The sequence below is a fragment of the Collinsella sp. wc0583 genome (assembly GCF_046116915.1).
Taxonomy (GTDB): Bacteria; Actinomycetota; Coriobacteriia; order Coriobacteriales; family Coriobacteriaceae; genus Collinsella.
In genome coordinates, this window is the sequence record NZ_JBJXBN010000003.1 from 138,937 (window position 1) to 158,838 (window position 19,902).

At 62.3% G+C, this 19,902-nt stretch carries 15 protein-coding genes and 1 tRNA gene; 15 read left to right on the plus strand and 1 reads right to left on the minus strand.

Annotation, left to right across the window (positions count from 1 at the left end; translation table 11 throughout):
* Positions 1 to 34 precede the first annotated feature (34 nt).
* From murI to lysS, 10 genes are all read left to right on the plus strand, one after another.
* Positions 35 to 919, plus strand: coding sequence for a glutamate racemase (gene murI / locus ACKUUJ_RS03495; RefSeq protein ID WP_195624932.1), 885 nt, complete (start codon positions 35 to 37; stop codon positions 917 to 919).
* Positions 920 to 974: 55 nt separating this feature from the next.
* The gene (gene rph, locus ACKUUJ_RS03500; protein ID WP_195624931.1) at positions 975 to 1,700 is read left to right on the plus strand and encodes a ribonuclease PH; all 726 of its coding nucleotides are present in this window, start codon (positions 975 to 977) and stop codon (positions 1,698 to 1,700) included.
* 145 nt (positions 1,701 to 1,845) lie between these two features.
* Entirely contained in the window at positions 1,846 to 2,487 is a 642-nt protein-coding gene (gene rdgB / locus ACKUUJ_RS03505) for an RdgB/HAM1 family non-canonical purine NTP pyrophosphatase (protein WP_368136016.1), read from the plus strand.
* Positions 2,488 to 2,490: 3 nt separating this feature from the next.
* Positions 2,491 to 2,937, plus strand: coding sequence for a D-aminoacyl-tRNA deacylase (gene dtd, locus ACKUUJ_RS03510; RefSeq protein ID WP_195624929.1), 447 nt, complete (start codon positions 2,491 to 2,493; stop codon positions 2,935 to 2,937).
* 129 nt (positions 2,938 to 3,066) lie between these two features.
* Positions 3,067 to 3,363, plus strand: a complete 297-nt coding sequence (locus ACKUUJ_RS03515; protein WP_117799674.1) for a Veg family protein — start codon at positions 3,067 to 3,069, stop codon at positions 3,361 to 3,363.
* 2 nt (positions 3,364 to 3,365) lie between these two features.
* Positions 3,366 to 4,262 (plus strand): 4-(cytidine 5'-diphospho)-2-C-methyl-D-erythritol kinase, encoded by an 897-nt coding sequence (gene ispE, locus ACKUUJ_RS03520; protein ID WP_409064682.1) that lies wholly within the window; start codon positions 3,366 to 3,368, stop codon positions 4,260 to 4,262.
* 49 nt (positions 4,263 to 4,311) lie between these two features.
* Positions 4,312 to 4,388 (plus strand) — tRNA-Pro (locus ACKUUJ_RS03525).
* A 113-nt stretch (positions 4,389 to 4,501) separates the two neighbouring features.
* Positions 4,502 to 4,777: a twin-arginine translocase TatA/TatE family subunit gene (tatA, locus tag ACKUUJ_RS03530; RefSeq protein ID WP_409064683.1), complete on the plus strand. Its 276-nt coding sequence runs from the start codon at positions 4,502 to 4,504 to the stop codon at positions 4,775 to 4,777.
* Positions 4,778 to 4,883: 106 nt separating this feature from the next.
* A complete protein-coding gene (greA, locus tag ACKUUJ_RS03535) occupies positions 4,884 to 5,354 on the plus strand; it encodes a transcription elongation factor GreA (RefSeq protein ID WP_409064684.1) in 471 nt (156 codons plus the stop codon).
* 79 nt (positions 5,355 to 5,433) lie between these two features.
* Positions 5,434 to 7,398, plus strand: coding sequence for a lysine--tRNA ligase (gene lysS, locus ACKUUJ_RS03540; RefSeq protein ID WP_409064685.1), 1,965 nt, complete (start codon positions 5,434 to 5,436; stop codon positions 7,396 to 7,398).
* 426 nt (positions 7,399 to 7,824) lie between these two features.
* Here the strand turns inward: lysS and ACKUUJ_RS03545 are convergent, their stop codons facing one another.
* Entirely contained in the window at positions 7,825 to 8,946 is a 1,122-nt protein-coding gene (locus ACKUUJ_RS03545; RefSeq protein ID WP_349089033.1) for an IS110 family transposase, read from the minus strand.
* Positions 8,947 to 9,249: 303 nt separating this feature from the next.
* Here ACKUUJ_RS03545 and ACKUUJ_RS03550 point away from each other — a divergent pair, with 303 nt between their 5' ends.
* From ACKUUJ_RS03550 to ACKUUJ_RS03570, 5 genes are all read left to right on the plus strand, one after another.
* Positions 9,250 to 10,818, plus strand: a complete 1,569-nt coding sequence (locus ACKUUJ_RS03550) for a threonine/serine exporter ThrE family protein (protein WP_409064686.1) — start codon at positions 9,250 to 9,252, stop codon at positions 10,816 to 10,818.
* 223 nt (positions 10,819 to 11,041) lie between these two features.
* The gene (locus tag ACKUUJ_RS03555; protein ID WP_055285230.1) at positions 11,042 to 11,590 is read left to right on the plus strand and encodes a hypothetical protein; all 549 of its coding nucleotides are present in this window, start codon (positions 11,042 to 11,044) and stop codon (positions 11,588 to 11,590) included.
* A gap of 281 nt (positions 11,591 to 11,871) precedes the next feature.
* Positions 11,872 to 16,311, plus strand: a complete 4,440-nt coding sequence (locus ACKUUJ_RS03560) for an acyl-CoA dehydratase activase (RefSeq protein WP_409064687.1) — start codon at positions 11,872 to 11,874, stop codon at positions 16,309 to 16,311.
* Complete coding sequence (locus ACKUUJ_RS03565; protein ID WP_138339585.1) at positions 16,295 to 16,984, plus strand: TetR/AcrR family transcriptional regulator; 690 nt, start codon at positions 16,295 to 16,297, stop codon at positions 16,982 to 16,984. The genes ACKUUJ_RS03560 and ACKUUJ_RS03565 overlap by 17 nt, the downstream gene beginning before the upstream one ends.
* 192 nt (positions 16,985 to 17,176) lie before the next feature.
* Entirely contained in the window at positions 17,177 to 19,819 is a 2,643-nt protein-coding gene (locus ACKUUJ_RS03570) for an ATP-dependent Clp protease ATP-binding subunit (RefSeq protein WP_409064688.1), read from the plus strand.
* Positions 19,820 to 19,902: the final 83 nt, after the last annotated feature.

Here is a 19,902-nt window from a genome sequence, read left to right on the forward strand (position 1 = left end):
GGTCGCATTTTTCGAGAGAGAATCTGGTGAGGTAATGTCCGATATCGATAATCTGGCCGGGGACACGCGTCCGATCGGCGTGTTCGACTCGGGCCTGGGCGGCCTGACGGTTGCGCGCGCGATCGCAACGGCGCTTCCGCACGAGTCCGTCTACTACTTCGGTGACACTAAGCGCTGCCCTTATGGCACCCGCACCGAGGACGAGGTTCGCTCGTTTGCGCTGCAGGCGGGTCGCTGGCTATCGAGGCACGACGTTAAGATCATGGTCATCGCCTGTAACACGGCGACCGCCGCGGCCTTGCGTCTGGCTCAGCAAGTGCTCGACGTTCCCGTGATCGGCGTGATCGCCCCGGGCGCGCGCGCCGCCATTAACAGCACGCGTACGCGTCGCGTGGGCGTGCTGGCCACCAACCTCACCATTCGCTCGGGCGCCTACACGCGCGCCATCCAGGACTTGGATGCTGGTGTCGATGTGTATGGCTGCCCAGCTTCGAGCTTTGTCGAGGTCGTCGAGCACGAGCTCGCCTCGGGCGCGCATCTGCAGGAGCAGTGGCTCGAGAACGAGGATATTTTTGATACGCCAGCCGTTCGCGCGCTGGTCGGCGCCACAGTCGAGCCGCTGCACGATCGTGGCATCGATACCGTGGTGCTCGGCTGTACGCACTTCCCGCTGCTGGTGGGTCCCATCCGCCATGCGCTGGGACCCGGGGTGCGCGTGGTGAGCTCCGCCGAGGAGACCACCCGCGAGCTGACCGATATTCTCACGCGCCGCGAGCAGCTGGCGGGCGATACCGCTGAGCCGCAGCATCGCTTTGCCACCACGTCTGACAACATTGCCGAGTTTGCGGTGGCGGGTAGCTTTATCTTTGGCCAGCCGCTCAAGAGCATCGAACATATCGATATCGACGAACTGAAATAGATACAGGGTTATCGTCCAAAGACTTGCCCCCTTCTTTTGCCGAAAGGATATTTCTATGGAGTACATGCAGGTCAACCGCGCCAACGGCCGTGCCGCCAACGAGCTGCGCCCCGTCAAGCTCACCCGTGGTGTTATGAAGCATGCCCACGGCTCGTGCCTGGCTGAGTTCGGTGACACGCGCGTGCTGTGTGCCGCCACCATTGAGGAGGGCGTGCCGGGCTGGCGCAAGGGCGCCAAGGCCGGTTGGGTAACCGCAGAGTATGCCATGCTGCCGGCATCGACCGGTAAGCGCTGCAAGCGCGAGTACGCCAATCGTAAGGGCCGCTCCATGGAGATCGAGCGCCTCATCGGCCGCAGCCTGCGTACCGTCGTCAACATGAAGGCGCTCGGCGAGTACACCGTCACCGTCGACTGCGATGTGATCCAGGCCGATGGCGGCACGCGTACGGCGAGCATTACCGGCGCCTGGGTGGCGCTGCACGACGCCCTTGCCATGTGGGTCGAGGCGGGCAAACTCGAGCGCATTCCGCTCACGGGCCAGGTCGCTGCCATCTCAATGGGCGTTGTCGACGGCAACACCCTGCTCGACCTCGATTATTCCGAGGACAGCCACGCTGAGGTCGACATGAACCTCGTTGCCACCGATACCGGTGAGATGATCGAGCTCCAGGGCACTGGCGAGCAGGCACCTTTCGACCGCAAGCGCCTCAATGCCCTGCTCGATTTGGGCGACAAGGGCATCGCCGAGCTCATTGAACTCCAACGCCAAGCTCTCGCCTAACCTGCCAAAAAGGGACAGGTTTATTTTGGCAGGTTTTATCTGGGAAAACGTCGAAGTATAAGACTGCCGTTGATTGAGAGGGGAGAGAGGCCGAAGTCCTCGTCGTCCTCAACTCGGTATTGCAATAGAGACAAGGAGGCCAGCTATGGCACTTGAGAAGATTGACATCGACACCCTCGACCCGGCGGCGACCATCGTCGTGGCAACAGGCAACGCCCATAAGCTCACCGAGATCGAGGCCATTTTGGGCAAGGTCATGCCCGAGGTGCGCTTTGTGGCGCTCGGTCAGCTGGGCGATTTTGAGGACCCCGAGGAAAACGGCACGACGTTTTTGGAGAACGCCATCATCAAGGCGCAGGCTGCCGTTGAGGAGACGGGCCTTATGGCCATCGCCGACGATTCTGGCTTGGTCGTCGACGCGCTGGACGGCGAGCCGGGCGTGTATAGCGCGCGCTATGCGGGCGTGCATGGCGACGATGCCGCCAACAACGCCAAGCTTCTCGTTAACCTGGAAGGCGTGGCAGACGAGGATCGTACCGCGCGCTTTATGAGCGTCGTCGCGCTTATCGATACGGACGGCCTGGTCACCTATGGCGAGGGCGTCTGCGAAGGCGTTATCGCGCACGAGGGCCGCGGCGATCATGGCTTTGGCTACGACCCGCTGTTCCTGCCGGTCGATACGCCGGGCAAGACCATGGCCGAGCTCACGGCGGACGAGAAGAACGCCATCAGCCATCGTTTCCATGCGCTCGAGCATCTGTCCGCCAAGCTGACGGGCGAGGAGTAGACCGTGCGTGCGGTGGTGCAGCGCGTGCTCAACGCCGGCGTGACAGTCGACGGCGAGTGCGTGGGCCGCATTGGACGCGGCTACCTGGTGTTGCTGGGCGTGGGCCACGGCGACACACGCGCCGAAGCCGACAAGCTGTGGGGCAAGCTCCGCGGGCTGCGTATCAACGAGGACGAGAATGGCAAGACCAACTTGGCGCTGGCCGATGTCGACGGCGAGGTACTCGTGGTGTCGCAGTTCACGCTGTTTGCCGACTGCCGCCACGGCCGCCGTCCGTCGTTTACGGATGCCGGCGCGCCCGATGTCGCTAACGAACTTTACGAGTACTTTCTGACACTCGTCGCCCAGGACGTTGAGCATGTGGCGCACGGTATCTTTGGCGCCGATATGAAGGTCGACCTAGTCAACGACGGTCCGTTCACCATCGTTCTGGACACCGATAGTCTGTAAGTAGTCAATTTGGGGCCGGGTTTTTTAGCTGCTTGCGTATGGCTGCAGCAGGGTGCTATAGTATTAGAGTTTTGTCTATCTTAGGGGTATTATCCCCTTTTTGAATTGCACCCTCTGGAGGCCCTATTCATGGAAGAGATGGAAGTCAATCACGTCGACGACATCCACGAGAAGCTGACCGATATGGTGGGCGATCGCGTCAAGGTTAAGGCCAACATGGGCCGTACCCGCGTCATCGAGCGCATGGGCACCATCAAGAGCGTCCACCCCGCCGTCTTTATCGTTGAGGTTGACGAGCGTCGCGGCCGCAAATCGCGTCAGTCCTACCAGTACATCGATGTCCTTACCGGCCAGGTCGAACTGTTCGACCCCGAGAGCGGCGAACATATCTTTACCCCGCTCGGCAACCAGCTCGAGGAGCACTAACGGTGACCGATCGGTCCCTCATCCTTACCGCGCCGGCAAAGATTAACCTCTATCTGGGGGTTCATACCGAGCGCGACGCCCGCGGCTATCACAGGGTCGATTCCCTGATGGCAGCCGTCGGTCTAGCCGATACCGTGACGGTCACGCCGGCGCAGGCGTTGACCGTCCAGACGGTTCCGGCATCCGATTTTCCCATGCAAAAAAATACGGCTTATCGGGCGGCAATCGCTATGGCCGAGCATTACGGTCGCGACGCCAACGTGTGCGTGACGATCGAAAAGCGCATTCCGCTGTGCGCCGGCCTGGGAGGTCCTTCGACGGATGCCGCCGCGGTCATCGTTGCCTTGGCCGAGCTGTGGGGTATCGACCGCACCGACCCTGCGCTCGGTGACATCGCTCGCGGTATCGGCGCCGACGTGCCGTTTTTTTTGCACGCGAGTCCCGCATTCTACGTCGGCGGGGGAGATGTGCTGGCCACTGAGTATCCTGCGCTTCCAGCGACACCTGTCGTATTGGTCAAACCGCACGAGACGAGCGTTTCAACGGTTGAAGCGTATCGACGATTTGATGAGAGCCCGGTGCCCGCGGACAAACCCGGTGCGATTGCTTCTGTCTTACGCGCCGGCGATGCCGAGGCGGCATATGCGCTCGTTCATAACAATCTGGGCGTCATATCCGCGCAGATGGAGCCGCGGATCCAGGCAGTTCTCGACTGGCTGCGCGCACAGGAGGGAACTGTTGCCGTGGACGTGTGCGGTTCGGGTGCTTGCTCGTTTGCCATTTGCGATACCGTCGCTGCAGCAGCCCATCTTGCGGGAGCTGCCCAGCAAAATGGCTGGTGGGCCTGCGCGACTGAGCTTATTCCCAACACGGTTCAAATCGACGCGCCAAAGAAATAAAAATTTCTCTAGCACGCGACGAAAATCTTTGTTACTATAGTCGAGCTAACGGGTTGTGGCTCAGTTTGGTAGAGCACTGCGTTCGGGACGCAGGGGTCGCTGGTTCAAATCCAGTCAACCCGACCAGAGCATGAGAAGGGACCGCTTCTTGCGGTCCCTTTTTTTTAGCTATTGTTGTGATACCGCGGCACCCGCGGTATACTCATTCGAGCTTGTCTCGCTGTATTGTGGAGGTCTACATGTTTGGACTGAGGGCTCCTGAGCTCATCATTATTCTCGTCGTTATCTTGATCATCTTCGGGCCTAAGAACCTGCCGAAGCTCGGCAAGTCTCTCGGCTCTACCGTCAAGAATATCCGCGAGGGTATGGAGGGCGACGATAAGGGCGAAACCAAGCAGGCCGAGGACGTTGTGGTCGAGGAGTCCAAGGAGGACAAGGAGATCGCAGAGCTCGAGGCCAAGCTCGCTGCTGCCAAGAAAAAGCAGGCAGAGGACAGCGACGCGGACGCAGAGTAGTCCCATCCCTTTGGGGTGAGCACCTGACCGGCTTGCCCGCAGGCTAGCCGGTCTTTTTCGTTTTGTTGACAGTTGATCGTTACACCATAGTTGGGGAGATATCCGTATGGACGCAAGCCAGATCGTACTGACCGCTGAGGGCCGCCAGAAGCTCGTCGAGGAGCTCGCTTGGCGTGAGGGCGATTACGCCAAGGAGATCGTCGAGGACATCAAGGAAGCCCGCGCGTTCGGCGACCTTTCGGAGAACTCCGAGTACGACGCCGCCAAGGACAAGCAGGCCCAGAATGCTGCTCGCATTGCCGAGATTCAGGCTATTCTCGCCAACGCTCAGGTTGCTGCCACCACGGGCAATCTGACCGTCTCCATCGGTTCCACCGTTTCTCTGATCGATCCCAACGGTGAGGTCATGGAAGTCACGCTCGTCGGTACCACCGAGACCAACTCGCTCGAGCACAAGATCTCCAACGAGTCTCCGGTCGGCCACGCCATCATCGGTCACGGCGAGGGCGACTCCGTTGAGGTCGTTACGCCTTCGGGCAAGACCCGCGTCTACACCATCGCAAAGATCGCACGCTAGACCACGGTCCCGCGTAAAGGTATGTTTTCGCTCCCTGGGACCGAATCCTGGGGAGCGTTTTAGTTTGAGGAGCTAACTTATGGCAGAGAACCAGAACGTCGCCGAGCAGGCATCGACGCTCAACGACGAGCGCGCCACGCGCCTGGCCAAGCGCGCCGCCCTGTTCGAGGCGGGCCAGAACCCCTATCCCGAGCACTCCGAGATCGAGGACTACGTTGCCAACATCGAGGCTAAGTATGCCGAGCTTGCCGATGGCGAGGACACCGAGGACGTTGTGAAGATCGGCGGCCGCGTGGTCGCCAAGCGTGGTCAGGGCAAGATCATGTTCATTGTCGTCCGCGACGCGACTGGCGAGATTCAGCTGTTCTGCCGTATTAACGACATGGACGAGGCAGCCTGGAGCACGCTTAAGGCCCTTGACTTGGGCGATATCCTGGGCGTGACCGGCGTGGTCGTGCGCACCAAGCGTGGCCAGCTTTCCGTCGCCCCCAAGAGCGCGACGCTGCTCTCCAAGGCCGTTCGCCCGCTGCCCGAGAAGTTCCATGGCCTCTCCGACAAGGAGACCCGCTATCGTCAGCGCTATGTCGACCTGATTGCCAACGACGATGTTCGCGAGACCTTCCGTAAGCGCTCGCAGATTCTCTCCACCTTCCGCCGCTTTATGGAGTCCGACGGCTATATGGAGGTCGAGACCCCCATTCTGCAGACTATCCAGGGTGGCGCTACGGCTAAGCCGTTCATCACGCACTTTAACGCGCTCGATCAAGAGTGCTACCTGCGCATTGCTACCGAGCTGCACCTCAAGCGCTGCATCGTCGGTGGCTTTGAGCGTGTCTTTGAGATTGGCCGCATCTTCCGTAACGAGGGCATGGACCTTACCCACAACCCCGAGTTCACCACGATGGAGGCCTACCGTGCCTTCTCCGATCTCGAGGGCATGAAGGCGCTCGCCCAGGGCGTCATCAAGGCTGCCAACAAGGCCATCGGCAACCCCGAGGTCATCGAGTACCAGGGCCAGACCATCGACCTTTCTGGTGAGTGGGCCAGCCGTCCCATGACCGACATCGTCTCCGACGTGCTCGGCAAGAAGGTCACCATCGATACACCGGTCGAGGAGCTTGCCGCCGCCGCGCGCGAGAAGGGCCTGGAGATTAAGCCCGAGTGGACTGCTGGCAAGATCATCGCCGAGATTTACGATGAGCTGGGCGAGGACACCATCGTCAACCCGACCTTCGTATGCGATTACCCCATCGAGGTCAGCCCGCTTGCCAAGCGTTTTGAGGACGACCCGCGTCTGACGCACCGCTTTGAGCTGGTCATCGCCGGCCACGAGTACGCCAACGCATTCTCCGAGCTCAACGACCCGGTCGACCAGGCCGAGCGCTTTGCTGCCCAGATGGCTGAGAAGGCCGGCGGCGACGACGAGGCTATGGAGTACGACGAGGACTACGTGCGCGCCCTCGAGTACGGTATGCCTCCCGCGGGCGGCATCGGCATCGGTATCGATCGCGTGGTCATGCTGCTCACCAACCAGGCTTCCATTCGCGACGTCCTGCTGTTCCCGCACATGAAGCCCGAGAAGGGTTTCCAGTCCGGTGCCGCCGCTGCCAAGGCTGCCGAGGCCGGCAACGCCGCAAGCCCGTTCGTCAAGCCGCTCAAGCCCACGCTCGATTACTCCAAGATCGCCGTTGAGCCGCTGTTCGAGGAATTCGTCGACTTTGATACCTTCTCCAAGAGCGATTTCCGCGCTGTGAAGGTCAAGGCATGCGAGGCCGTCAAGAAGTCCAAGAAGCTGCTGAACTTTACGCTCGACGACGGCACCGGCACCGACCGCACCATCCTCTCCGGCATCCATGGCTACTATGAGCCCGAGGACCTGGTCGGTAAGACGCTGCTCGCCATCACCAATCTGCCTCCGCGCAAGATGATGGGTATTCCCAGCTGCGGTATGCTGATCAGCGCCATCCACGAGGAGGAGGGCGAGGAGCGCCTCAACCTGATCCAGCTCGACGCTTCCATCCCCGCTGGCGCAAAGATGTGCTAGGGGGTTACGCGGGTTTACCAACCCGCGTAACCAGTTGACGCTGCAAGCCCGCCAGAGCGGCAATCTGCCTTTCAACTTCGGCGGCATGACCAAAAGGTCAATGCCGCCTCGCTTCAAGGCACCTTGCTCGCTCTGGCGGGCTTTCGCTCATATGACCCAATCCGCTGTCAAGAGCCACAATGGCCCCGCCGACCGCTTGCAATCGGTCGGCGGGGCCTGCCGTTAACCCGTCCCGGTCCGCCCCCGGCATGTCATCGACGCCTTCGGCTCAGTCTCATATCCGCGGATACCGTTCTGTCGGCCCGCACTCCGTTCCTTCGGCGGGGTTCCCCAAGTCTGTCGAGGCGCATGCGGAGGGCTCCGCGCGCACAGCGAAATAGGGGGTATCCCCGAAGGCCGCCCGGCTCGCCGGGACGGGGGCTATGTCTATTCCGCGCCCTCCCGGCACATCATGCCGAGGGCCCAGAGCCACCTCACGAGCTCGGCCGCGGTGGCCGCGTTGGCCTTCGCCGCGGGCACGCCGCGGGCGAGCATCTCCTTGCGCCGCCGCAGGAGCCGCTCGGACCCCTTCCTCCCGTGCATCCTTATCTCGAGGGGCACGCCCGTGTCCCTTGGCATGAGCTTCGGCTGGTGCCGTGCCGCGGCGTAGCACCATGAACCCTCAACGGCCAGCTTCCTCACGAGCGCGTTGCCCGCACCGCTGATGCCTCCGAGCCGCACGGAGTCGCCACTCGACCTCTGACTCGGCGCGAGGCCGAAATAGGCCGTGACCTGCCTTCCGGAACGGAACCTCGTGAAGTCGCCGACCTCGGCCGAGAAGGCTGCGGCCAGCGCGAAGGCGCAGCCCTTGATCGACTGGAGGGCGGCCACCTCCGCGGCGATCGGGCTGGCATCCACGGCGGCCCTGTACTCGGAGAGCAGGTCCGCCCGGGCCTCCGCCGCGGCCTCGACCTCGTTCCTCAGGGCGGCGAGCGTCCGAACCCCGCCATCGTCCTCCGGCCTGACCTTGTCGAGCCACCTCAGGAAGTCGTAGGTCCAGTACTTCCTCGGGTTGCCGGCGGGCGTGGTGCCGCCGTAGACGAACCCTCGCTTTGCGAGGAAGGCGAGCAGCCGCTGCTTGGCGGTCGCCAGGCGCGCGGTCGCCCCGTCGTAGGCGCCGGCGAGGTCCCTGATGCCTTCGACCTCGGGGGAGGGGATCCATACGGGGGAGATGTCGTGGGCGAGTATCGCCTTGGCCATCCTGGCGGCGTCGTTCCTGTCGTTCTTGGAGGCCGAGTCGGCGGCCGACCTGGGGATCTTCGAGACCGCGGCGACGACGCACTCGACGCCGAGCCCGGCGAGCTCCCTTTGCGGGGCGAAGCCGAGGTAGCCGCTCTCGTAGGCCGCGAGCGACGGCCCGGGGAACCCATCCATCCACCCGGCGATCTCGCCCCAGGGGTTGCCGGGGAACCTCCTCGTCACGGCCTCGCCGGTGTCCGCGTCGAGGGCGCAGACGGTGGTCGACCTCAGGTGGACGTCCATCCCGAACGCGGTAGAATACTTTGGCATGGGAGCCTCCCAACCTCGTTGCGGCGCGGCTGCGCCTATGGCACTTCAACATCATTGTCGCAGCCCCGACCCGCGGTCACGAGCGGGGGCTCCTATCTTTTTAGTGCCCTCGGATTGGGTCATAGTGTCTGTCGTTGCCAAGGCATCGGCGTTGCCTTGGCCGTCAATAGTCATCGGGGGCATTCTTAAACGACTACTCAACGGCTATTGCGCACATGGCTCGCATGACAGCCGTCTCTTTTATGTTTCCTTTAGCCGTCGCTGCCCAGGATGGGAGTTAGTCGGTAGGAAGGGAGTGCCTATATGGACGACGCGAGCGAGCGTGCAATCGAAGAGGACATGCTCGATCAGTTCAATTACTTTGACGATGAGGATGAGGAGCTGATCGATCGTCGCGAGCCGGCGCCGCTTGACTCATTTGATCTGGTCGATGAAGAGCCCGACGAGGACGAGGGCGAATCAACGGAGCCCCCACAGCCCTCGCGCCTTGACTCGCTGCTTTCGAGAGCCCCCCTGCACCACGGCGTTCGTGCCGGCGCGCTCCATATGAAAACTGACTGGCATCAGATCGTGACGGCAGGCGATGAGCTTGCCGTCGATGCGCCGCTCACCGATAAGTCATCCATCATCTGCCGCACCGGCATGCTTATGCTGGCAAGCGGAACAGGTGCCTGGCGCGTGCGCGATACCATGAATCGTGTTGCCGCTGTGCTCGGCGTCACGATTCACGTCGACCTGAGTCTCCTGTCGTTTGAGTGCACCTGCATCGAAGATGGCCACTGCTTTAACGAGGTCGTCAGCCTACCCACAACGGGAGTTAATACTCATCGCATTTGGATGATGGAGAGCTTCTTAAAGGAAATCGAGATTTACGGGCGCCGGTTTACCGTGCACGAGTACCACGAGATGCTCAAGACCGTTGAGAGCTCAAAGCCCGATTACGCTCCCTGGCAACAGGGCCTTGCGGCAGCCTGTGCTTGCGGCGCCTTCGTCTTTTTGCTCGGCGGCGGCCCTATCGAGATGGCCTGCGCATTCGTAGGCGCTGGTGTCGGCAACTTTGCTCGCTCCCATATTCTCAAGCAGGGTCTTGGCCAGTTTAGCGCGCTGACGACTGGCGTTGCGCTCGCTTGCGTTTCGTATCTGCTGGCATTGCTCGGCCTTGGCCAGGTCATCCCTGGGGCAATGTCGCACCAAGAAGGCTATATCGGCGCCATGCTCTTTGTGATTCCCGGCTTTCCCCTTATTACGGCAGGCCTCGACATCGCAAAGCTCGACATGCGAAGCGGTATCGAGCGCCTTTCGTATGCCGTATCGATTATTGTGATGGCGACCCTCGTAGGTTGGATGGTTGCCGAGTGTGTGGGACTGGCGCCGGATGACTTCGCCCCGCTCGGCCTCTCACCGTTGGCTCTTACGCTCTTGCGCATACTGATGAGCTTTATCGGAGTATTTGGCTTCTCGGTTATGTTCAACAGTCCGATAAAGATGGCCGCGGCGGCTGGGCTCATCGGTGCCGTGTCTAATACCTTGCGCCTTACGCTCGTCGATGCGCCGACGATGCTTCCCTTTCTGGGCCTGAGTGCAGGCATGCCTCCCGAGGCGGCGGCGTTTATCGGGGCGCTCGTATCGGGCCTGCTGGCAAGCCTGGCCGAAATCAAGCTCACCTACCCACGCATCGCCCTCACGGTGCCATCGATTGTCATCATGGTGCCGGGGCTGTATCTGTATCGCTCGATGTACTACATGTGCACGTTTGACACGGTTAATATGCTTGGCTGGTTTGTGCGTGCGGTGCTCATCGTGGCGTTCCTTCCCGTCGGCCTGAGCGTAGCGAGAACTCTCACCGATCCCCGCTGGCGCCACACCAGCTAATTGGCGCAAGGGGGACAGGTTACTTTGCACCAATACGTCGAGCATCTCCACAAACTCAACGCTTACGAAGCGCATGCGTTTCGTGCTAGGCTGGTTCCACCACATAAGTAGTCGCAGACGCGCGTACCACGGGCGGGCGAGATGAAGTTCCAACAGCTCCATCTTGCCCGCCCGTTTTTGTTGCGTGGCGCCGCGGTACAACACAGAGAGGAATCTGCCCTTTATGCCTATCAACAAACGAGAGAGCCTGCTGTTCACCTTTATCATGTGCTTTTGCATGGTGCTCTGGATGAGCATCTACAACGTTGCCCTGCAGCACGGGGCCATCAACGGCGAGGTCGTTGCCGCTGCGTGGCTCGGCTTCCCCGTTGCCTACATTTTTGCCATGTGCTGCGACTGGTTCGTCGCCAGCCCGCTCGCCAAGGGTTTCGCCTTTAAGTACTTGGTCACGCCGGGCAAGAGCTCGCCACTTGCCATGACGCTCGCCGTCAGCTCCTGCATGGTCGTTCCCATGGTCATCATCATGTCGCTGTACGGTGCCTGCGAGGGTCTGACACACATGCCCGGCGGCATCCTTGCGAACCTGTATTCCGTGCCCGCGATCTGGATGATCAACATCCCGCATAATTTTGTGATGGCGCTGCCGTGGAACCTTTTGGTAGCCGGTCCGATTTCCCACTTCGTCTTCCGTCGCGCCTTCCCTGTGGGGACGGTTTTCGAGGAGGAGCATGCCGAGCTCTTGGAGCAGGCTATGGCTCCTGAGTGCGAGTAGCTCGCTTAGGGATCTGCTGAGCGCGGGCGACTTGCTTGGTTGGAGCCCTAAGCGTGGATAGCTCTCTCGGCGACATCGCGGGCGTGAGCGGTGCGCATGACCGGAGGGCCCGTGCTGCTCCGTTGCCCGACGTGCTAGCGCGCAGAACAATCTGTTGGTGCATTCGGCGGCTGCTGAAGCGTTTCGGCAGCCGCTTTTTATACGGAGTTTAAATACAACAGTCTGTTGGATTACGTAGAGTGGTATATCTCTAGCAGGAAAAATGCGAGAGACGGAGCATTATGGCGTTGCTAGTAGGACTGGACGTAGGGTCGACGACGACCAAAGTTTACGCGATGCACGAGGATATGACCGAGGCGTGGTGGGGATATCGCCGCCACGGGGCGTGTCAGACAGCGAGCGTGCGCGCCATGCTCGGCGAGCTCGCCGAGCGCTTTCCCCATGAGTCGCTGCGCGTTGCGGTGACCGGCTCGGGTGCGCGCGATATCGCGACCGCGCTGGGCGCCTCGTACGTTCAGGAGGTGGTCGCCAACGCGCTCGTGATCAGCAGGTTCTATCCGCAGACGCGCTGCGCCATCGAGCTGGGCGGCCAAGACGCCAAGATGATCTTCTTCCGCACCAACGATAAGGGAGACATCGAGGTTGCCGACATGCGCATGAACGGCTCGTGCGCAGGCGGTACCGGTGCATTTATCGACGAGATGGCAAAGCTCATGGGGGTCGGCACCGAATCGGGCGAGTTCGAGCAGCTCGCAAGCCGGGGAACGACCGTCCACGAGGTCTCGGGCCGCTGCGGCGTGTACGCAAAGACCGATATCCAGCCGCTGCTCAACGAGGGCATTCCTACCACCGACCTGGCGCTTTCGGCGCTTCACGCGGTCGCCCGCCAAACGATCGGCGGTCTGGCCCAGGGTATCGACATCGAGCCGCCGGTAATCTTCGAGGGCGGTACGCTCGCCTACAACCCCACGCTGGTCCGCGTGTTCCGGGAGCAACTGAATCTATCGGACGATCAGGTTATCGTCCCGCGCGATCCGCAGATCATGGTCGCGCGCGGTGCCGCCCTGTCGCTGACCGACATGTTCGCATCGTCCCAACCGATCGACCTTCCCGACGCTTTTGTCCGGCTGGATAAGCTCGAGACGGTCGCGCCCGCAAGCGGGGAGGGACGTCTTGCCCAGCCCTTTTTTGCCACACCTGCCGAGCAGGTGGATTTTACGGCACGCCATGGCAAAGAGACGCCGGCAAAGGGTCCGGATGCGCATGCGCCCGGAGAGACGGTGCGTGTGGCGCTCGGTATCGATTCGGGGAGCACGACGACCAAGTTCGCCCTGGTCGATGAGGCGGGTGAGCTTGTCGATTCGTTCTACGCGTCTAATAACGGCAGACCGCTCGACGTCGCCCAACAGGGTCTTGTCAGCTTGAAGAACCGCTGGGAGACAGCGGGAGTCACGCTTGCGATCGATGCCGTGGGCACCACGGGATACGGCGAGGAGCTTTTCGCGCGCGCGTTCCACGCCGACTACCATACGGTCGAGACGGTCGCGCACGCCCGCGCCGCGTGCGCATGCGTTCCCGATGCGACCTTCGTGCTCGACATCGGCGGACAGGATATGAAGGCCATCTGGCTCAACCACGGCGTGCTGACCGATATCGTCGTCAACGAGGCGTGCTCTGCGGGCTGCGGCTCGTTCCTCGAGGGTTTTGCCAAAAACCTCGGAATAGCCGTTGAGGATATCGCGACCGAGGCATTTTCGTCCAAAGCCCCCGCCGTTCTCGGCAGCCGCTGCACGGTGTTCATGAACAGCAGCGTCGTTTCCGAGCAGCGGCGCGGTAAGGGTCCGGGCGACATCATGGCCGGTCTCTGCCGTTCGATTATCGAGAACGTGTTCACCAAGGTCATTCGCGTTTCAAATCTCAACCGTCTGGGCGACAAAGTCGTCGTCCAGGGCGGCACGTTCCGAAACGACGCGGTGCTGCGCGCATTCGAGCAGTATCTGGGCAAACCCGTCACGCGTGCGCCCCACCCGGGGCTGATGGGCGCTATCGGTATCGCCCTGCTCGCGCGCGAGGAATGCCGCAAGGGCGACGCCGGCACGTCGTTTATCGGGCTCGATGCCGTGGAGCGCTTCGAGCATCGCGAGTTCGGCGGCGTTACCTGCCGTCGGTGCAACAACCGCTGCCAGCGCGCGGTCGTGGCATTTGGCGACGGCTCGCTTTACGTCACGGGCAATCGCTGCCCGCGCGGCGGCGCCATCTCATGGGATGAGCTCGTGCGCGAGGTTCCCGCGGCGGAGAAGCTGCGTCCGCAGGGTGCTTGCGAGGCACAGGCACCCGGCACGGGGCGCGACCGGACCGCGGCTGCCCCCAATCTCTTTGTCGACCGCGAGAAGCTGCTGTTCGGGTCGTACCCCACGGTTCCCGTCTGCGGGGGGCGCGATGTCACGATCGGCATTCCCCGTGTGCTCGAGTTCTGGGACACCATGCCGTTCTGGTCGACGTTCTTCAGCACGCTCGGCTTTAAGGTGCGCGTCTCGGGACGCAGCACCAAGGCGATGTACGAGCGCGGTCTGGCGCACGTCACATCCGACACCGTGTGCTTCCCGGCCAAGCTCGTCCACGGGCACATCCGCAATCTCGTCGACGCCGGCGTCGACCGCATCTTCATGCCCATCATCACGACGGTGCCCACCGAAAACACCGCCTCTACCAGCGAGTGGATGTGCGCCGTCGTAAAGGGATACCCCTACGTGATGCGCAATTCCGATAACCCGGAGGAGCGTTTCGGCGTTCCGTTCGATACGCCGCTGTTCCACTGGTACGACGAGGGCGACCGAAACCGCCAGCTCAAGGCGTGGTGCAAGGAGACCTTCGATATCGATGCCGACCTGGTTGCCAAGGCGACCGAGCAGGCGGACCGCGCGCAGCAGACGTTTGAGAACCAGCTGCAGCTGCGCGGCAGGCAGGTGCTCGAGAACGTGCGCGAGGACGGCGGCTACGCGGTGGTGATCGCTTCGCGCCCGTACCACAACGACCCGCTGGTCAACCACGGGCTGCCCAAGCTCTTCTCTGAGCGCGGCATCCCCGTGCTGACGCCCGATGCGGTGCCGGGGGTCTGCAACGTCGATCTTTCCAACAGCCGCATCGACATCGTGAACAACTACCATGCGCGCATGCTGTCGTGCGCGGTCATCGTCGCATCGACGCCCGAGCTCGAGCTCGTGCAGATGGGCAGCTTCGGCTGCGGCCACGATGCGTATCTCACCGACGAGATTGCGCGCATGATGGGCGAGATGGGCTCCAAGGTTCCGATGATGATCAAGCTCGATGAGAGCGACGTCGCCGGTCCCATGGGCATTCGCGTGCGTTCGTTTATCGAGTCGGTCAACCGTCGTCGCGCGGAGGAGCGTGCCGAGGGCGCCCGGGTGCACGCGGTCCATCCGCTCGACGACCCGTATAAGGTCAAGTACACCAAGCGCGACCGGCACGACAAGATCGCGCTGGTCCCCAACACCTCCCATGCGTTCTGCAGGCTCATGACCGCGGCGATGCGCAATCAGGGCGTGCGCGCCGAGGCCCTTGATATCGGGCGCGAGGATGCCATCCGCCTGGGCAAACGCTATGTGCACAACGACATCTGCTTCCCCGCGCAAATCGTGATCGGCGAGGCGCTCGCGGCACTCGAGAGCGGTAAGTACGACCCGCACGACGTCGCCGTGGTGACTGGCAAGTATATCGGCGACTGCCGCCTGACGCACTACATGCCCCTGCTGCGCCGCGCGCTCGACGACGCGGGATACGACTATGTCCCGGTGCTCACCAACGACGACGTCGATGCCCACAATGCGCATCCGGGCTTCAAGCTCGGCCTTGGCCCGAGCATCCAGATCGCCTACGGTCTTCCCATGATCGATGCCCTCGAGGCCATGCTTAGGCGCATCCGTCCCTACGAGCTCGAGAAGGGCGCGGCGGACGCTGCGTTCGACCGCGCGCTCGATGAGGTTATCGAGGGCATGGAGCGCTCCGGGCTGAGAGGCCAGGCGACGGGCTTCAAACGCGCGCTTGCGATCATGGACGCCGTTCCGTACGACCGCTCGAACCCGCATCCGACCGTTCTCATCGTGGGCGAGTACCTGCTCAATTTCCATCTCGGCGCCAACCACGAGATCGAGCGCTACCTCGAGGACAACGGGCTCGAGGTCATCGAGGCGCGCATGACCGACGTGATCCGCAAGACCTATTTCTACAAGCATGCGCAGTCGCGCGAGTTCCACGTCGACCTGTCGCTGCCCGAAAAGGCCTGGTACGCCACGGCGGACAACCTGTTCGAGCTCGCGCACGACCGTTGCGACCGCCTGGGCGCGGCGAGCCCGCTCTACGAGCCGCCGACGCGCATGCCCGAGCTCGTGCGCGCGAGCGATAAGATCCTGCACCATACGTTCGATGCGGGCGAGGGCGTGCTGATTCCGGCGGAGATCCTCGAGCACGCCAAGCGCGGCTGCCGCAACTTCGTGATCCTGCAGCCGTTCGGGTGTCTGCCCAACCATGTCGTGGGGCGCGGGCTCATCCATGCGCTCAAGGAGCAGTATCCCACGGCGCAGTTCCTGCCGCTCGACTACGATCCCGACGTGAGCTTCGCCAACGTGGAGAACCGTCTTCAGATGCTCATCATGAACGCCAAGGCGCAGGGGTGCGGTGAGGCGCATGGCGAGACCGCGTAAGGACGCCGATGCGCCCGATGCGCGCACCCGTATCATCGAGGCGTTTTGGGAGCTCATCGAGAACAACAGCATCTTCGAGCTGTCGGTTGGCGAGGTGACCCGCGCCGCCCAGTGCAATCGCGGAACGTTTTACTACTATTTTCACGATTTCGATGAACTCGTCGCCATCGCCATGACCCAGCTGCTGCAGGATAACGAGCTTATCACCGATGCCCTCTGGCATTTTTCGAGCGAGGGCGACCTTTCGGCGTTCGACCGGCGCGACGTCCGCTGCCTGCTGCGGCGCATCGTCATCACCATGAGGGCGGGTGCCGCCGAGCAAGTCGTGCAGGGCATCCATACGATCATCATCGACCGCGTGAGAGAGATCGTCCACCCTGACGGAGAAGAGCTCAAGGCAGATTCGAGCTTTGCGGTGGGCTTTCTGGTCTCGGGCATCATGGGCTTTGTGATGGCGGTCGGCTTTGCCCGGGAGGGCGGCGAGGAGATAGACCTCGAGCAGCTGGGGGACAGCGCGTGCGCGTACCTGAGGGCGGTCGCCATGCAGACGGTTGAAACGGTCGCGCAAGTCGAGGGCGTCGATACATCCGAGCTGCTCGAACGCGTCTCCAAGGAGGCCGATGCCTATCGCGCATCGCGTGCGACGAGTCCCGACGTGGTGAAAGACGTCTAGGGTTTCTCTTGCGGGGCGCCCGTCGCGCATCGCGCGGTGAGTCCCGCGATGCGGTCATAACCTGCATTCATGTGAGCCGGGTTTATAGATATTCCTCCAGCTGTTAACATAGACGACCTGTGGGTAAAGAGACAAAAGCGCCGCCGACGGGCGGGCGTTTTGATTTCGATGGACTCATGTAAGGAAACGAGCATGTTAGATAGATTTACCGATCGCGCGCGCAAGGTCATGTCCATGGCCAAGCAAGAGGCGCTCGATCTTCATTCAAATAAGGTGGGTACCGAGCATCTGCTGCTCGCGCTCGCCAAGGAGGACGAGGGCATTGCCGCCGAGGCGCTGCGCTCGCTCGATATCTCCTACGATGACATCATGGACACACTCAAAGAGGTCCAGACTACCGTTCCCGAGCCCAGCGAGGAGACCGAGGCCGCTAAGCTCGCCTTTACGCCGCTCGTCATCAGCGTGATGGAGCGCTCCTTCCGCGTGGCACGTGAGAACAACCAGACCTATGTGTCAACCGAGCACCTGCTCATCGGTATCGTCGAAGAGGGCAACGGCATGGCCATGGACATCCTCATGCGCCTGGGTGTGTCGTCCGCTTCCATTAAAAAAGCCATCGAGAAGCTTACCGCCAAGGATCAGGACAAGAAGCGTCCGCTCGCCGGCGCCGGTGCCGGGCGTCCCGGTGCGGGCCTGCCGTTCTTTAGCGGTTCGGACGCCTCGCAGCAAAAGGGGGGCGGCACCGATACACTCAAGCAGTTCGCCACCAACCTTACGCAGAAAGCACGCGACGGCGAGCTCGACCCCGTGATCGGTCGCGAAAAGGAAGTCCAGCGCATGATGGAGATCCTTTCGCGCCGCACCAAGAACAACCCGCTTATCTTGGGTGACCCCGGTGTGGGCAAGACGGCCATCGTCGAGGGCCTGGCGCAGCAGATCGCTGCCGGCAACGTGCCCGAGAACCTTATGAACCAGAACATCTGGACGCTCGACCTGCCGGGTCTTGTCGCGGGCGCCAAGTATCGCGGCGAGTTTGAGGAGCGCCTCAAGAACGTGATACAGGAGGCAACCGAGGCCGACGACGTCATCCTGTTTATTGACGAGATGCACACCATCATCGGTGCCGGTTCTGCCGAGGGTTCCATCGACGCAAGCTCCATGCTCAAGCCCGTGCTCGCGCGCGGCGCCTTCCAGATTATCGGTGCCACGACGGCAGAGGAGTTCCGCAAGTACCTCACCAAGGATCCGGCCTTTGAGCGTCGCTTCCAGACCATCGATGTCGAGGAGCCGAGCGTCGAGGACACGGTCAAGATCCTGACCGCGCTCAAGCCGCGCTACGAGGAGCACCACCATGTGCGTTACACACAGGGTGCTATCGAGGCCGCCGCGAACCTCTCCAACCGCTACATTCAGGACCGCTTCCTGCCCGATAAGGCCATCGACCTCATCGACGAGGCCGGTGCCCGCGCCCGCATTGCCGCCAATCGCGCGCCCGAGCCGGTGCGCGAGGCCGAGCATCGCGTCGAGGAGCTCAAGGCTGCCGCACAGGAGGCCACTGAGAGCGACGACATGAACAAGGCCGCCGAGATTACCGAGCAGCAGAAAGCTGCCGAGATTGAGCTTGCCGAGGCCAAGGCTGCCTGGACGGCCGAGCTCGACGCGAGCCCGCTCACCATCGACGTCGCCCAGATCGCCGACATCGTCTCCGTGACCTCGGGTGTGCCGGTGTCTTCGCTCACCGAGAGCGAGAGCCGTCGCCTGCTGCAGACCGAAAGCGTGCTCAAGACCCGCATTATCGGCCAGGACGAGGCAGTCGAGGCCGTCGCCAAGGCCGTTCGCCGCAGCCGTTCGCCGCTCAAGGACCCGCGTCGCCCCGGCGGCAGCTTTATCTTCCTGGGCCCCACCGGCACGGGCAAGACCGAGCTCGCCAAGACGCTCGCCGAGTACCTCTTTGGCAGCAAGGACGCGCTCATCAGCTTCGACATGTCGGAGTTCGGCAGCGAGTTCGAGGTCTCCAAGCTTATCGGTAGCCCCCCGGGCTACGTTGGCCATGACGAGGGCGGTCAGCTCACCAAGGCCGTGCGCCGTCATCCGTACTCGGTTGTGCTGTTCGACGAGATCGAGAAGGCGCACCCCGATATCTTCAACATTCTGCTGCAGGTGCTGGAGGAGGGCCGCCTGACCGATAGCCAGGGCAAGACGGTCGACTTCCGCAATACTGTGATCATTATGACGTCCAACGTGGGCGCCCGAGAGATTGCGCAGGATGCGAGCGTTGGCTTTGGCACCACCGGCGAGCAGGGTCTCACGTCGAGTGAGATCAAGAGCCGCGCGATGGGCGAGCTCAAGCGCCTGTTCCGCCCCGAGTTGCTCAACCGTATCGACGACATTGTGGTGTTCCAGAAGCTTTCGGGCGAGAACCTCACCAAGATCGCGCACCTGCTGGTGGACGACCTGCGTCAGCGCCTGATCGCCAACGGCATGAATATCAAGCTCACCGATGCGGCCTACGACAAGATCGTGGCCGAGGGCACCGACCTCACCAACGGCGCGCGTCCGCTGCGCCGCGCCATCCAAAAGCTCATCGAGGACCCGCTGTCCGAGGAGCTGCTGGCCGGCGAGTGGGGCGAGGGCGATACCGTCCTGTGCGACGTGGCCGACGGCAAGTTCGTCTTTAGCCATGGCACAGGCGAGATTCCAGCGCCGCGTCCGGCAGGTGCGCTCGGGGGCGATACCGCTCCGGCAGCGCCGCACACCGGAAACGCCGCGCCTGTGAGCAGTGGCGTGAGCTCGGGCCCCGGCGGCATGATGCAAGCCGGTTCCGGCGCGCTGTAGGGATTAACATAGCTTTGCGAAGGGGCACTCCTGTCGGGGCGCCCCTTTTTATGAGTAAATGGTGCTATACTCGAAATACAAAT